Source organism: Micrococcus sp. HMSC067E09 (genome assembly GCF_001812555.1).
Classification (GTDB): Bacteria; Actinomycetota; Actinomycetes; order Actinomycetales; family Micrococcaceae; genus Micrococcus; species Micrococcus lylae.
This window is the reverse complement of sequence record NZ_KV809444.1, coordinates 1-14053: the sequence shown is the minus strand read 5'-3', so window position 1 is coordinate 14053 and position 14053 is coordinate 1. Positions and strand designations below refer to the sequence as shown.

Here is a 14053-nt window from a genome sequence, read left to right as displayed (position 1 = left end):
GCGACAGGGAAATGACCCCGGTGGCCTCCCTTACTTCCGTTCGTTCTGTATACACTGGAGTCATGCGAGCAAGTGAGAGGGCGTACCACACGCTCCGGTCCGAGATCCTGGACTGGACGCTGCCGCCCGGCACCGTGCTCGGAGAGGTGGAGCAGGCCGAGCGCCTCGGCATCTCCCGCACGCCTGTGCGGGAGGCCCTCTCCAAGCTGGTCGCCGACGGTCTGGCCGAGCAGGGCGGCGGCCGCGGCGTCCTCGTCGCAGACCTCTCTCTCGAACAGGCCGACCAGCTGTTCGACCTGCGCATCGCCCTCGAGTCCCTGCTCGCCCGCCGCGCCGCCGAGCGCGCCCGGGGCGAGACCGCCGACCGCTTCCGCGCCCTGGCCGAGCGCTTCGCCACGGTGGCCGACGCCCTCGACGCCGGGGCCGACCCCTCGGACTACTACGACATGGCCGGCGACCTGGACGTCGCCCTCGACGAAGCGGCGGCCAATCCCTACCTCGTCTCGGCGCTGCGCACCCTGAGGCTGCACCTGGCCCGACTGCGCCGACTCTCCGCCAACGACCCGGCCCGTCTGGCCGCCTCCGCGGCCGAACACGCGGACATCGCCTCCGCGGTCGCCTCCGGCGCCGGGGACCTGGCCGAGGCCACCACGCGGGTGCACCTGCACCACGCCTTCCGCCACCTGACCAGCCACACGACCCCCGACCACACCGACACACTCTTGACCGCGTCGTCGAAGGAGAACCGATGAAGAACCACGAAGTCCGCGTCTACCGCTCGGAGGAGAACCTCCCCCGTGAGGACCAGCTCGCCTGGAAGCTCGCCGAGGTCGCCGTCGACCCCGTCGAGGTGGAGGCCGAGGTGGAGGAGATGATCATCAACCGCATCATCGACAACGCCTCCGTCGCCGTCGCCTCCCTGAAGCGCGGCCCGATCGTTGCCGCCCGGGCGCAGGCCATGTGCCACCCGGTGTCCGCCAACGGCGAGGGCGCCACCGTCTTCGGCATCGGCCAGAAGGTCTCCCCGGAGTGGGCCGCCTGGGCCAACGGGGTCGCCGTCCGCGAGCTGGACTACCACGACACCTTCCTCGCCGCCGAGTACTCGCACCCGGGCGACAACATCCCGCCGATCCTGGCCGTCGCCCAGCACGCCGGCCGCTCCGGCAAGGACCTGGTCCGCGGCATCGCCACGGGCTACGAGGTCCAGGTCGACCTCGTCAAGTCGATCTGCCTGCACAAGCACAAGATCGACCACGTGGCCCACATCGGCCCGTCGGCCTCCGCCGGCATCGGCACCCTGCTCGGCCTGGACACCGAGACCATCTTCCAGGCGATCGGCCAGGGCCTGCACACCACCACCGCCCCCCGCCAGTCGCGCAAGGGCGAGATCTCGACGTGGAAGGCCCACGCCCCGGCGTTCGCCGGAAAGATGGCCGTCGAGGCCGCCGACCGCGCCATGCGCGGCCAGACCTCCCCGGTCCCGATCTACGAGGGCGAGGACGGCGTCATCGCCTGGATGCTCGACGGCCCGGACGCCCGCTACGAGGTCCCGCTGCCGGAGAAGGGCGAGCCCAAGCGCGGCATCCTGGACACCTACACCAAGGAGCACTCCGCCGAGTACCAGGCCCAGGCCTGGATCGATCTGGCCCGCAAGCTCCACAAGGAGCACCCGGAGGCCACCGACCCGAAGAACGTGGAGTCGGTGCTCATCAAGACCTCGCACCACACCCACTATGTGATCGGCTCGGGCGCGAACGATCCGCAGAAGTACGACCCGACGGCCTCCCGCGAGACCCTCGACCACTCGATCCCGTACATCTTCACCGTGGCCCTGCAGGACGGCACCTGGCACCACGTGGACTCCTACGCCCCGGAGCGCGCCGGCCGCGAGGACACCGTCGCCCTGTGGCACAAGGTGACCACCGTGGAGGACCCGGAGTGGACCCGCCGCTACCACTCGATGGACCTGGACGAGAAGGCCTTCGGCGGCGCCGTGGAGATCACGCTCGCCGACGGCACCGTCATCACCGACGAGATCGCCGTGGCCGACGCCCACCCGCTGGGCGCCCGTCCGTTCGCCCGTGAGCAGTACATCCAGAAGTTCCGCACCCTGGCCGAGGGCATCGTGACCCCGGAGGAGCAGGACCGGTTCCTGGACGCCGTGCAGCGCCTGTCCGAGCTCAAGGCCGGCGAGCTGGACCAGCTCAACGTCAAGGCCGACCCGGCCTGGCTGACGGAGCAGGACCTGGCCGACGCCCCGAAGGGACTGTTCTGATGCTGTACTCCACGCTCACCGCCGAGCAGAAGCGCAAGAACCTGCGCGCGACGCTCGCCGAGGGCGGCGCCGCCCAGTTCCCGGGCGCGTTCACCCCGCTCACCGCGCGGCTGATCGAGGAGAAGGGCTTCCCCGGTGTCTACATCTCCGGTGCCGTCCTGGCGAACGAGCTGGGCCTGCCGGACGTCGGCCTGACCACCCTCACCGAGGTCGCCGCCCGCGGCGGCCAGATCGCCCGCCTCACGGACCTGCCCTGCATCATCGATGCGGACACCGGGTTCGGCGAGCCGATGAACGTGGCGCGCACCGTCCAGGAGCTCGAGGACGCCGGCCTGGCCGGCTGCCACATCGAGGACCAGTTCAATCCGAAGCGCTGCGGCCACCTGGACGGCAAGAACATGGTGGACCTGGAGACCGCGGTCAAGCGCATCCGCGCCGCCGTGGATGCCCGCCGTGATCCGAACTTCCTCATCATGGCGCGCACCGACCTGCGCGCCGTGGAGGGCCTGGACGCGGCCATCGCCCGCATGAAGGCCCTTGTGGAAGCCGGCGCCGACGCGATCTTCCCCGAGGCCCTCAAGGACCTCGGCGAGTTCGAGACCGTCTGCAGGGAGCTGAAGCCCCTCGGCGTCCCGGTCCTGGCGAACATGACCGAGTTCGGCAAGTCGGAGCTGTTCACCCGTGACCAGCTCGCCGGCGTCGGCGTGGCCATGGTGATCTACCCCGTGACCCTGCTGCGTTCCTCGATGGGCGCCTCCGAGCGCGTGCTCGACGCGATCCGCACCGAGGGCACCCAGCAGTCGCAGGTGGACCAGATGCTCACCCGTGCGCGTCTCTACGAGCTCGTGGACTACGAGGCGTACAACCAGTTCGACACCGGGATCTTCAACTTCGAGGTCCCGACGCTCGACATCGAGTCCAACAACGCCAACCTCTGAACCACCCCCGCCGGCGGCGCAGCACCCCCACGCCGCGCCGCCGGCCGTTCCCCCAAGGAGGGACACCATGTCTGACGAGATCAAGAAGGGCCTTGCCGGCGTCGTCGTGGACTACACGGCGATCTCCAAGGTGAACCCGGAGACCAACTCCCTGCTCTACCGCGGCTACCCGGTGCAGGACCTCGCCGCGAACCTGCCGTTCGAGGCCGTCGCCCTGCTGCTGTGGACCGGTGACCTGCCCACCGAGGAAGAGCTCAAGCAGTTCCAGGAGTTCGAGCGCGCACACCGCGCCCTGGACCCGAACGTGAAGCAGGCCATCGACCTGCTGCCGACCGACTGCCACCCGATGGACGTGGGCCGCACCGCGGTCTCCGTGCTGGGCGCGAACCATCCGAAGGCGGAGGACTCCTCCCCGGAGGCCGAGCTGGAGAAGGCCAAGGCCCTCTTCGCCGCGTTCCCGGCGGTCGTTGCCTACGACCAGCGCCGGCGCCGCGGCCAGGACGTCGTGGAGCCGAACGCGGATCTGGACTACTCCGCGAACTTCCTGTGGATGACCTTCGGTGAGGAGCAGCCGGAGGAGGTCGTCGACGCGTTCCGCGTGTCGATGGTCCTCTACGCGGAGCACTCCTTCAACGCGTCGACCTTCACCGCCCGTGTGATCACCTCGACCCTGTCCGACCTGCACTCGGCCGTGACCGGCGCCATCGGCGCCCTCAAGGGCCCGCTGCACGGCGGCGCGAACGAGGCGGTCATGCACACCTTCGACGAGATCGGCATCCGCAAGGAGGAGTCCCGCGAGGACGCCGCCGGCCGCGCGAAGGCCTGGATGGAGGACGCCCTGGCCCAGAAGAAGAAGATCATGGGCTTCGGCCACCGCGTCTACAAGAACGGCGACTCCCGTGTACCGACCATGAAGGCCGCCCTGGACCGCATGATCGCCCACTACGGCCGCGACGAGATGCTCGGCCTGTACGACGGCCTCGAGGCCGCCATGGGCGAGGCCAAGGACATCAAGCCGAACCTGGACTATCCGGCCGGTCCGACCTATCACCTGATGGGCTTCGACACCGAGATGTTCACGCCGATCTTCATCGCCTCCCGCATCACCGGCTGGACCGCGCACATCATGGAGCAGCGTGCCTCCAACGCCCTGATCCGCCCCCTGTCCGAGTACAACGGTCCGGACCAGCGCGAGCTGCCGAACGGCTGACCGCTCGCATCTCGGACCGCCCGCGGTCGGCCCCCTGGAGCGCCGACTGCGGGCGGTTCGTCGTCAGGGACGCACGGCGCGGGCGGCGCGGAGTGCGAGGACGGTTGCCGGCACTGACGCCGCAGCGCCGGTGAGGGCGGCCAGGACACAGGCTCCTGGCCGCCCTTGCCCCGTCCGGCGCAGCAGTGTCTCCTCGACGAGTGGGATCCTGCTGCCCGTGACCAGTTCCTCCACGTTGTGCACGGCGAACACCGCGAGCAGGACGTGCCCGTCGTGCCCCGTCATCGCCCGACGCCCCATCCGGCTCACCGGGCCCGCGGGTGGGCCGAGGCGTAGACCTCCCGAAGGGTGTCCACGGTGACGAGCGTGTAGACCTGCGTGGTGGTCACCGAGGCGTGGCCGAGCAGCTCCTGGACCACCCGGACATCGGCGCCGCCGGAGAGCAGGTGGGTGGCGAAGCAGTGGCGCAGGGTGTGCGGGGAGACCTCGGCGGTGATCCCGGCGCGCTCGGCGGCGCTGCGGATGACGGCCCAGGCGGACTGCCGGGACAGCCGGCCGCCGCGGGTATTCAGGAACAGGGCCGGCGTGGACGTCGTCGCCCCGGCCAGCAGTGCGGGGCGGCCACGGACGAGGTAGGCGTCCAGGGCGGACGCGGCGTAGCGGCCGACCGGGACCACGCGCTCCTTCGAGCCCTTGCCGAACAGACGGACGACGGGCTGGCCCGGCGCGGGGCCGTCGTCGTGGTGGGCGGATCCGGTGCTCTCGGACAGGGCGGCGGTGATGCCCACGACGTCGTCCACGTCCAGGCCCACGGCCTCGGAGACGCGGGCGCCGGTGCCGTAGAGGAACTCCAGCAGCGCGCGGTCCCGCAGGCCCGTGGGGGTGTCCACGGAGCAGGCCTCGAGCAGCGCGGTGGTCTCCTCGATGCTCAGCGCCTTGGGCAGCCGGCGGCCGGGCTTCGGCGGGGAGACGGCGCGGGCGGGGTCGTCCGCGGCAAGGCCCTCGAGGGCCCAGAACCGATGGAGGCCGCGGACGGCCACGAGCACCCGGGCGGCGGAGCGGACGGCCAGCGCGGCGCCGCCGTCCCCGCCGGTGGACAGCGCCTGCAGGAAGCCGGTGACGTGGCCGGTGGCCACGTCCTCCGGCGCGGTCACTCCGGAGGCCGTCAGCCAGCGCAGGTAGCGGTCCAGGTCACGGCGGTAGGCGGCGAGGGTGTTCGCGGACCTGCCCTTCTCGACCGTGAGGTGGTCGAGGAACCTCCGGACGGCGTCGGTCAGCTCGGCGGAGGGTGCCGCGGCGTCCTCGGTGCTCATCCCAGTGGGTCGTCCTGGCGGCCGGGCACGAAGGGCGCGTCGGCGGGACGCAGCCGCCGCCAGCCGCGGGCGCGGTGGGCGTGCAGGGCCAGGACCGCGACGACGGCCTGCGGGTTGTGGATGCGCCCGTCCAGGACGGCGTCGGTCACCTCGTCCACGGCGATCCAGGCCAGCGGCATATGGGCCTCCTCCTCCGTGCGGGTGAACCGCTCGCCCTCCGGGACCTCCTCCACCTGGCGGGCCAGGAAGACGCGGATGGCCTCGGTGGAGCCGCCGGGGGTGGTGAAGAAGTCGACCAGGGTGTGCCATTCTCGGGCGCGCAGGTCGGCCTCCTCCCACAGCTCGCGGACGGCCACCTGGTGCAGGTCTTCGCCCTTCTTGTCCCGCAGCCCGGCGGGGATCTCCCAGAGCTCCATGCCGACCGGGTGGCGGTACTGGCGGAGAAGCGCGACCTGCTCCTGCGGACCGGCGGAGGTCATGGCGGTGCGGGTGGCCAGGACGGCGACGGCACCGGGATGGATCAGGACCTCGCGGACGATCGGATCGGCGTCCTTGTCCTTGGGGTCCATGCGGAACGTCTCCCGCTCCACGTCCCACACCCTGCCCTCGAAGACGGTCTTGGCCTTCTTGACCCTGCGCGGTGCGTGGACGTCGCGCAGCGGCGCGCGCCCGCGGCGGCGGTTCTCGTCAGCGGCCGCGTCCGGCTGCGGCTTCGGTGCCATCTCAGGCGTCCTGCCGGTTGTCGAGGACGGCCTGGACCAGTCCGGCGAACAGCGGGTGGGCGTTCGTCGGGCGAGACTTGAACTCCGGATGCGCCTGGGTGGCGATGTAGTACGGGTGCTGGTCCCTGGGCAGCTCCACGAACTCCACGAGGGAGCCGTCCGGGGAGGTGCCGGAGAAGACCAGCCCGGCCTCCTCGAGCTCCCCGCGGTAGCGGTTGTTCACCTCGTAGCGGTGGCGGTGGCGTTCGGTGACCTCGCTGGTGCCGTAGGCCTCGGCGGCGACGGAGCCGGGGACCAGGGTCGCCGGGTAGGAGCCCAGGCGCATGGTGCCGCCGAGGTCGCCCTCGCCGGCCACGATGTCCTTCTGCTCGGCCATGGTGGCGATCACGGGGTGGTCGGTGTCCTGGTCGAACTCGGTGGACTGTGCGTCGGCCCAGCCGAGCACGGTGCGGGCGTACTCGATCACCATGGCCTGCAGGCCGAGGCAGAGGCCGAGGGCCGGCAGGCCGTGCTCGCGGGCGTGTCGCAGGGCGCCGACCTTGCCGTCCACGCCGCGGATGCCGAAGCCGCCGGGGACGCAGATCGCGTCCACACCGGCCAGCGCCTGGGCGGCGCCCTCCGCGGTCTCGCACTCGTCCGAGGGGACCCAGCGGATGGTGACGCGGGCCTGGTGGGCGAAGCCGCCGGCACGCAGGGCCTCGGTGACGGACAGGTACGCGTCCGGCAGGTCGATGTACTTGCCGACCAGGGCGATCTCGACCTGGTGCCTGGGCTCGTGGACGGCCTGCATGAGAACGTCCCACTGGGTCCAGTCCACGTCCTTGAACTTCATGTCCAGGGCCTGCACGGCGTAGGCGTCCAGGCCCTGGGCGTGGATGGTCTTCGGGATGTCGTAGATCGACGGCGCGTCGGGGCAGTTGATGACGGCGTCGGCGGGCACGTCGCACATGCGAGCGATCTTGCCGCGTACATCCTCCGGGACCTCGCGGTCCGAGCGGAGGACGATCGCGTCCGGCTGGATGCCGATGCTGCGCAGGGAGGCCACGGAGTGCTGGGTCGGCTTGGTCTTCAGCTCGTGCGACGGGCCGATGTACGGCACCAGGGACACGTGCAGGAAGAAGACGTTCTCCCGGCCGATGTCCTGGCGGACCTGGCGGGCGGCCTCGAGGAACGGCTGGGATTCGATGTCGCCGACGGTGCCGCCGATCTCGGTGATGATCACATCCGGTGCCTGCTTCCCCTCCGCCGGGGCGGCGGGAAGGCGCATCCGGCGGCAGATCTCGTCCGTGATGTGCGGGATGACCTGGACGGTGTCGCCGAGGTACTCGCCGCGGCGCTCCTTGGCGATCACGGTGGAGTAGACCTGGCCGGTGGTGACGTTGTTGACACCGTCGAGGTCCTCGTCGAGGAAGCGCTCGTAGTGGCCGATGTCGAGGTCCGTCTCGGCCCCGTCCTCGGTGACGAACACCTCGCCGTGCTGGAACGGGTTCATGGTCCCGGGATCGACGTTGAGGTACGGGTCGAGCTTCTGCATCACCACGCGGAGGCCGCGAGCGCGGAGCAGGTGGCCGAGCGACGACGCGGTGAGGCCCTTGCCGAGAGAGGACGCCACGCCACCGGTGACGAAGATCTGGCGGGTGACCGGGCTGGACTTCTGAAGACGAGAATGACGTTGCACCACGGAATTCGAGCGTACCACCGGGCGCGGCCCGTTCACCTCTGGTGTCCCTGTGGACCCTGGGCCAGCAGCTCCCGGGCGTGCGCGCGGGCGGCGGTGGAGTCCGCGTGCCCGGCCAGCATGCGCGCCAGCTCCTCGATCCGCCCCTGAGTGTCCAGGACCGCCACGTCCGAGGTGGTGACGCCGGCGTCCGGGTCCGAGTTCTTGCGCACGTGCACGTGGCGGTCCGCGCAGGCGGCGACCTGCGGCAGGTGGGTGACGCAGATGACCTGCACGTGTTCGGCGAGCCGGGCCAGCCGGGCGCCGATGGCCACGGCGGCCTCGCCGCCCACGCCGGCGTCCACCTCGTCGAAGACGAAGGTCGGGACGGGGTCGGTGGCGGCCAGGACCACCTCGAGGGCGAGCATCACGCGGGAGAGCTCGCCTCCGGAGGCGCCCTTGCCCAGGGGTCGCGGCTCGGCGCCGGCATGGGGGCGCAGCAGCAGGGCCACCTCGTCCGCGCCGTGCGGGCCGTACTCCCCCTCCGGCAGCGGGATGAGCCCCACATGGAAGGAGGCGTCCGGCATGAACAGCGCGTGCAGCTCCTCGGTGACCTGTTCCTCCAGGCGCGCGGCGGCCTGGCTGCGCAACCGCCGCAGGGCGGCGGCACGTTCGGCGACCTCGGCGCCGGAGGACTCGATGAGCGCGGCGAGCCCGTCCAGGCGGTCGGTGTCCCCCTGCAGCTCGTCGAGGCGCGGACGCTCCCGCTCGGCCCAGGCGATCACGTCGGACAGCTCCGGGCCGTAGAGTCGCTGCAGCCGGGTGAGCTCGGCCAGGCGCGCCTGGGCCGCGTCGAGGTCGCCTTCGGCATCCGCGTCCAGGTCGGCCTGGTACCGGGCGATGTCGCCGGCGATGTCGTTGAGCACCACGGCTGCCTCGCCGAGCCGGCGGGCGGCCTCGTCCAGCTCCGCCTCCTCGCCGGGGGCGGCCAGCAGCTCCTGGCGGGCGGACTCCACGAGGGCGATCGCCCCGGGCACCTCCTGCCCCGCGTCCGGGTCGGCGCCGGAGAGGCGGCCGTAGGCACCGGCGGCGGTGGCCCGCAGCTGCTCGTGGTCCTCCAGCCGGCGGATCCTGGCACGGACGGCCTCGTCCTCTCCCGGTTCCACGGCGGCCTCGTCGATCTCCTCGAGGCTGCGCTGCAGGGCGTCCGCCTGACGGGCGCGTTCCTGGAGGGCCGCGGTGAGCTCGGCGTGCTCCGCGGTCGCGCCCTTCCAGCGCGCGTGCGCGGTGCGGTAGGCGGCAAGCTCGGCGGCGAGCTCCTCCCCCGCGAACGCGTCCAGGGCCCGGCGCTGGGCTCCGGCGGACCGCAGACGCAGCTGGTCGGCCTGGCCGTGCACGGCCACCAGGTGGGCGCCCACCTCGCTGAGCAGGCTCACGGGGGCCGAACGGCCGCCGACGGCCGCCCGGGAGCGGGTGCCGCCCCCGTCGGAGGTCGTGGCCACGGTGCGGTTCAGGACCAGGTCCACCGGGCCGTCGTCGTCCTCCGCCTCCACCACGGCGCCGGCCGCCTCGGCGAGGCTGAGCGCACGGCTGTCGGCGGACACGCGCAGGCCTGCGTCCACGACGGCGCGCCGAGCGCCGTGGCGGACGGTGCCCGCGTCGGCGCGGCGGCCCAGCAGCAGGCCGAGGGCGGTGACGACCATCGTCTTGCCGGCGCCGGTCTCCCCCGTGACGACGGTGAAGCCGGGGTCCAGCTCCACGTCCGCGGCGGAGATGACGCCGAGGTCGGCGATGCGCAGGTACTCGATCACGGGCGGTCCTCCGTGGATGACGACGGCCCCCTCTGCCCGCGCAGGTCGACCACCGGCAGCGCCGCGGTGGCCGGCGGCACGACGACCGGACGGGGGGCCGCGTGACGTGGCTCGACGGTCTCGACGGCGGTGCGGGTCGCCTCCGCACGGTCCTCACCGGTGACGGGACCGCGCCAGCCCTCGGTGGGCAGCTGGAACTTGCGCACGAGGCGTTCGGAGAACGGGGTCAGGGACAGACGGGCCAGGCGCACCGGTTCAGCGGAGCGGGAGACCTCGATGCGCGCCTCCGGCGGCAGCTCGACCGTGCGGCGGCCGTCGCACCAGAGGACGCCGTTCTCGTTCGTCCGTGTGAGCACGTCCACGGTGAGCGTGGACGCCGGACCCACCACAAGTGGGCGGGAGAAGAGCGTGTGGGCGCTGATCGGCACGCAGAGCAGGGCCTCCACTCCGGGCCAGACGACGGGCCCGCCGCCGGAGAAGGCGTAGGCGGTGGAGCCGGTGGGCGTGGCCATGACGACGCCGTCACAGCCGTAGGAGGACAGCGCGTGATCGTCCACGGAGACCACCACCTCGAGCATGCGCTCGCGGCTGGACTTCTCCACGGAGGCCTCGTTGAGGGCCCAGGTGCGGGCGACCTGGCGCCCTGCGACCTTGACGACCACGTCCAGGGCCATGCGTTCGTCCACGGTGTACCGCTCGGCCGCGACGGCCTCGACGGTGTGCTGCAGGTCGGTGCGCTCGGCCTCGGCCAGGAAGCCGACGTGCCCGAGGTTCACCGCGACCAGCGGAACCTGCGAGCCGCGCACGAGCTCGGCGGCGCGGAGCACGGAGCCGTCGCCGCCCAAAACGAGGCCGATGCTGATGTCCGCGAGGGTGCAGTCCCGCCCGAGGATCTCGGGGGCGAAGTCCTCGGCGCCGGGGGCGAGCTCGCGGACGGCGGCCTCGTCGGTGTCGAGGAGGACGGCGCGCAGCCCGGCGCCCTCCAGCATGTCGACGGCCTGCAGGGCGGCGGCGATCGCGTCCTGGCGGCCGGTGTGGGCGAGCACGAGGGCGCGGCGCGGCGCGGTGGCGGACATGGGTTCCTCCCGGACGTGTCTCACCGACGGCCGGCGGGCCGACGGCGCGGTCGTCCCAGCATAGTCAGCGGGGCTGACCCCTCAGGCCCAGTCCACATCGGCATGACCCGGGACGTCTTCGAGGACGGCGGAGGCGGGCGCGTCCGTGCGCCGCAGGTGCAGGAAGAACTCGACGTTGCCGTCCTGCCCGGGCAGCCCGGAGCGGGCCAGTCCCCGCGGGGCCAGTCCGGCGGCCGCGGCCGCCTCCAGCACCCCCGCCACCGCACGACGACGGTCGGCCGGGTTCGTCACGACGCCCGACTTCGGCAGGGCGGCCTTGCCCACCTCGAACTGCGGCTTGACCATGAGCAGCAGGTCCGCGCCGTCGACGCAGACGCCGGCAAGGGCGTCCACCACCAGGCGCAGGGAGATGAACGACAGATCGGAGACGACCAGCTCCACGGGACCGTCGACGTCCTCCGGCACGAGGGTGCGCACGTTCAGCCCTTCCCGGACGAGGACGCGGTCATCGGTGCGCAGCACCTCATGGAGCTGGCCGTGGCCGACGTCCACCGCCGCGACGTGGGCGGCGTCCCGTTCCAGGAGGACGTGGGTGAAGCCGCCGGTGCAGGCGCCGGCGTCGAGACAGCGGCGCCCGGCCACGGCGACGTCCGGAAAGGCGTCCAGGGCGCTGACGAGCTTGTGCGCGGCCCGGGAGACGTACCGTGGACCGTCGTCGGCCACGGTGAGTGCCGTCGTCGGCAGGACGCGCTGGGAGGCCCGGGCGACGGGTCTGCCATCGGCGAGGACGAGGCCGGACTTGATGAGGGCGGCCGCCTCGGTGCGGGATCGGGCGAGACCGCGCTCGGCCAGCGCCACGTCTGCGCGGACCCTCACCGGTCGATCTCGGCGGCCAGTGCCGTCATGTCGTCGACGATCCAGCCGGGGCGGTCGGCCTCCCGGGCCTGTTCCGCCGACTGGCGGGTGTCGATGCCGGTGAGCACCATGACCGTGTCGAAGCCCGCGGCGTTTCCGCCGCGGATGTCCGTGTCCAGGCGGTCCCCCACGACCAGCGGATTCACCAGCCCGAGCTCACGGGCAGCGGTCTGGAACAGGTGGGGCTCCGGCTTGCCGGCCGCCACCGGGCAGGTGCCCGTCGCGTGGGAGACCGCTCCGACGAGGGCGCCGTTGCCGGGTGCCACGCCTTCGGCGCGCGGGATGGACAGGTCCAGGTTCGTGGCGATCCACACGGCCCCGGCGTTGACGGCGTAGGCGGCTTCCGCCAGCTGTGCCCATCCGACCGACGGGTCGAACCCCTGGACGACCGCGTCGGGACGGTCGGATGCCGAGCAGACGACGCGGTATCCCGACTCCCCGAGCAGGCCGGCCAGGTAGTCCGAGCCGACCGCCAGCACGCTCGCGCCGGCCGCCACGTGCTGCCGCAGCAGCGCGACACCGGCCTGGGCCGAGCCGAAGACGTGCTCGGCGTCGGTGGGGACGCCGAGGTCTCGCAGGTGGTCCGCCACGGTCTGCGGGGACCGCGAGGCGTTGTTCGTGACGAAGGCGACCGGGATGCCTGCCTCGATGAGCGCGGCCAGGGACTCGACGGCCCCGGGGATGGCACCGGCGCCGGCGTAGACCACGCCGTCGAGGTCGCAGAGCAGGCCGTCGTGACCGTGGAAGAACCGCGCAGTGGACATCAGTCACGCTCCGACGGGTCCACGGCGCCGTCCTGCGCGGGCACGGCATCCTCAGCGGCGTCCGCGTCGGTGCCATCCTCAGCGACGTCCGCGTCGGTGTCTGAGACGGCTTCCTTGCCTGCCGCCACGGGTTCTGCACGGGCGGCGCGCTCGGCGTCCCGGGCGGCACGGCGCTCGGCTCGCTCCTCCTCGGACGGGCCGGTGTCGATGTCCACGATGTCAGGGTCGGCAAAGCTTCCCATGCCGAGGGCCTTCTCTGCGACGCGCACGTAGTGCTGCCACTGACGGGACTCCTTCTCCTGGCCGAGGGCGGAGAGCACGTCAGCGTAGCGCTGGAACAGGCGCGGAGAGAAGGGGTACCCGCGGCGACGGTCGAGCTCAGGAATCTCCAGCGCCTTGCGCGCGGCGTCGAGGTCGCCGATGTCCTCGTAGGCTCCGGAGAGCACCATGACCAGTTCGACGCGGGCGTCCCGGTCCAGCGTGGCCATGTCGATCTCGGACGCCAGCTTCACGGCCTTCTCGGAGCGGCCGAGGGCGCGCTCGCAGTCGAGCTGCGCAGCGATGTGGGTCTCGTCGCCGGTGATGCGGCGGTAGGTCCGGAACTCACGGAGCGCTTCGTGCCATTCGCCGGCGGCATACGCGGTCAGTGCGACCGCCTCGCGGACACAGGCCAGCCGACCGCCGCGGCGGCTGGCGGCCAGCGCATGCTGGAAGGCCTGGGCAGGGTCGTCGTACATGAGACGGCCGGCCATCACGAGGTGCTTGGAGACCCAGGCTGCCTGCTTCTCGTCAAGACCCTGGACCTGCTTGAGCGTGGCTCGGTCGAGTTCCTTGCCGGTCACATCCTCGTCGATGTCAGGAGAACGCCCCTGGTCCACACGGTTGGAGGCGCGCAGGTCCTTGGGATTGTGCGGCGGCTTGCCGGACGTGGACTTCTCAACACGGTCCCTCCCTGCGCCGGCGCGACCGTGGCGCCCAGGACGTCCCCCACGGCGCTCGTCGTCACGACGACGCTCTCCGCCGGCACGGGCACCTGATCCGCGGCGGGGGCCGCCATCGCCGTCGAGACGACCCTCACCGCCCTGCCCGCGACCACCACGATGAGGACGACCCGAACGCAGGGGACGGCCCTGGCCCGAACCACGGCGCCGCCCGTTCTGGGCCCCTCCCCCGTCACGATCCTCATGACGGTGCTCGGATCGGTGGTCCCGGTCACGGGAGTCGCTCATACAGGGGTCCTTACTACTCGAGGGAAGAATGCTGGAGCCGCCCACGAACACAGCGGATCGACTTCCCATCGTACGACGAGAAGGCCAGGGCAGCCTCCGCCAGAGACAGCGCTGGGCACTGGTCCAGCCGGCACCGACAAGAG

The 14053-nt window shown here is 72.1% G+C and carries 12 protein-coding genes; 4 read left to right on the top strand and 8 right to left on the bottom strand.

From position 1 onward, the window contains the following. Window positions 1–62: 62 nt before the first annotated feature. From HMPREF2863_RS07495 to HMPREF2863_RS07480, 4 genes are all read left to right on the top strand, one after another. Complete coding sequence (locus tag HMPREF2863_RS07495) at window positions 63–752, top strand: GntR family transcriptional regulator (protein WP_067191123.1); 690 nt, start codon at window positions 63–65, stop codon at window positions 750–752. Then, window positions 749–2275, top strand: coding sequence for an MmgE/PrpD family protein (locus HMPREF2863_RS07490; protein WP_070639184.1), 1527 nt, complete (start codon window positions 749–751; stop codon window positions 2273–2275). The genes HMPREF2863_RS07495 and HMPREF2863_RS07490 overlap by 4 nt, the downstream gene beginning before the upstream one ends. Then, complete coding sequence (gene prpB / locus HMPREF2863_RS07485; RefSeq protein WP_070639182.1) at window positions 2275–3213, top strand: methylisocitrate lyase; 939 nt, start codon at window positions 2275–2277, stop codon at window positions 3211–3213. Before HMPREF2863_RS07490 ends, prpB begins: the two co-directional genes overlap by 1 nt. Before the next feature lie 67 nt (window positions 3214–3280). Beyond that, a complete protein-coding gene (locus HMPREF2863_RS07480) occupies window positions 3281–4423 on the top strand; it encodes a bifunctional 2-methylcitrate synthase/citrate synthase (RefSeq protein ID WP_070639180.1) in 1143 nt (380 codons plus the stop codon). Between the two features lie 305 nt (window positions 4424–4728). On the opposite strand, the gene xerD is transcribed toward HMPREF2863_RS07480, so the two are convergent. From xerD to HMPREF2863_RS07435, 8 genes are all read right to left on the bottom strand, one after another. After that, complete coding sequence (xerD, locus tag HMPREF2863_RS07470; protein ID WP_070639176.1) at window positions 4729–5736, bottom strand: site-specific tyrosine recombinase XerD; 1008 nt, start codon at window positions 5734–5736, stop codon at window positions 4729–4731. Further along, window positions 5733–6458 carry an NUDIX domain-containing protein gene (locus HMPREF2863_RS07465; RefSeq protein WP_083315305.1) on the bottom strand — a complete coding sequence of 242 codons (726 nt, stop codon included), beginning with the start codon at window positions 6456–6458 and terminating at the stop codon, window positions 5733–5735. Before HMPREF2863_RS07465 ends, xerD begins: the two co-directional genes overlap by 4 nt. 1 nt (window position 6459) lies before the next feature. After that, window positions 6460–8157: a CTP synthase gene (locus tag HMPREF2863_RS07460; protein WP_070639293.1), complete on the bottom strand. Its 1698-nt coding sequence runs from the start codon at window positions 8155–8157 to the stop codon at window positions 6460–6462. Between the two features lie 14 nt (window positions 8158–8171). Beyond that, the gene (gene recN / locus HMPREF2863_RS07455) at window positions 8172–9926 is read right to left on the bottom strand and encodes a DNA repair protein RecN (RefSeq protein WP_070639174.1); all 1755 of its coding nucleotides are present in this window, start codon (window positions 9924–9926) and stop codon (window positions 8172–8174) included. Further along, the gene (locus HMPREF2863_RS07450) at window positions 9923–11002 is read right to left on the bottom strand and encodes an NAD kinase (protein WP_070639173.1); all 1080 of its coding nucleotides are present in this window, start codon (window positions 11000–11002) and stop codon (window positions 9923–9925) included. The genes recN and HMPREF2863_RS07450 overlap by 4 nt, the downstream gene beginning before the upstream one ends. An 81-nt stretch (window positions 11003–11083) precedes the next feature. Continuing rightward, the gene (locus HMPREF2863_RS07445; protein ID WP_070639171.1) at window positions 11084–11878 is read right to left on the bottom strand and encodes a TlyA family RNA methyltransferase; all 795 of its coding nucleotides are present in this window, start codon (window positions 11876–11878) and stop codon (window positions 11084–11086) included. Continuing rightward, window positions 11875–12681 (bottom strand): HAD-IIA family hydrolase, encoded by an 807-nt coding sequence (locus HMPREF2863_RS07440; RefSeq protein ID WP_067191105.1) that lies wholly within the window; start codon window positions 12679–12681, stop codon window positions 11875–11877. The genes HMPREF2863_RS07445 and HMPREF2863_RS07440 overlap by 4 nt, the downstream gene beginning before the upstream one ends. Next, window positions 12681–13523 carry a tetratricopeptide repeat protein gene (locus tag HMPREF2863_RS07435; RefSeq protein WP_070639169.1) on the bottom strand — a complete coding sequence of 281 codons (843 nt, stop codon included), beginning with the start codon at window positions 13521–13523 and terminating at the stop codon, window positions 12681–12683. The genes HMPREF2863_RS07440 and HMPREF2863_RS07435 overlap by 1 nt, the downstream gene beginning before the upstream one ends. Between the last annotated feature and the right edge of the window lie 530 nt (window positions 13524–14053).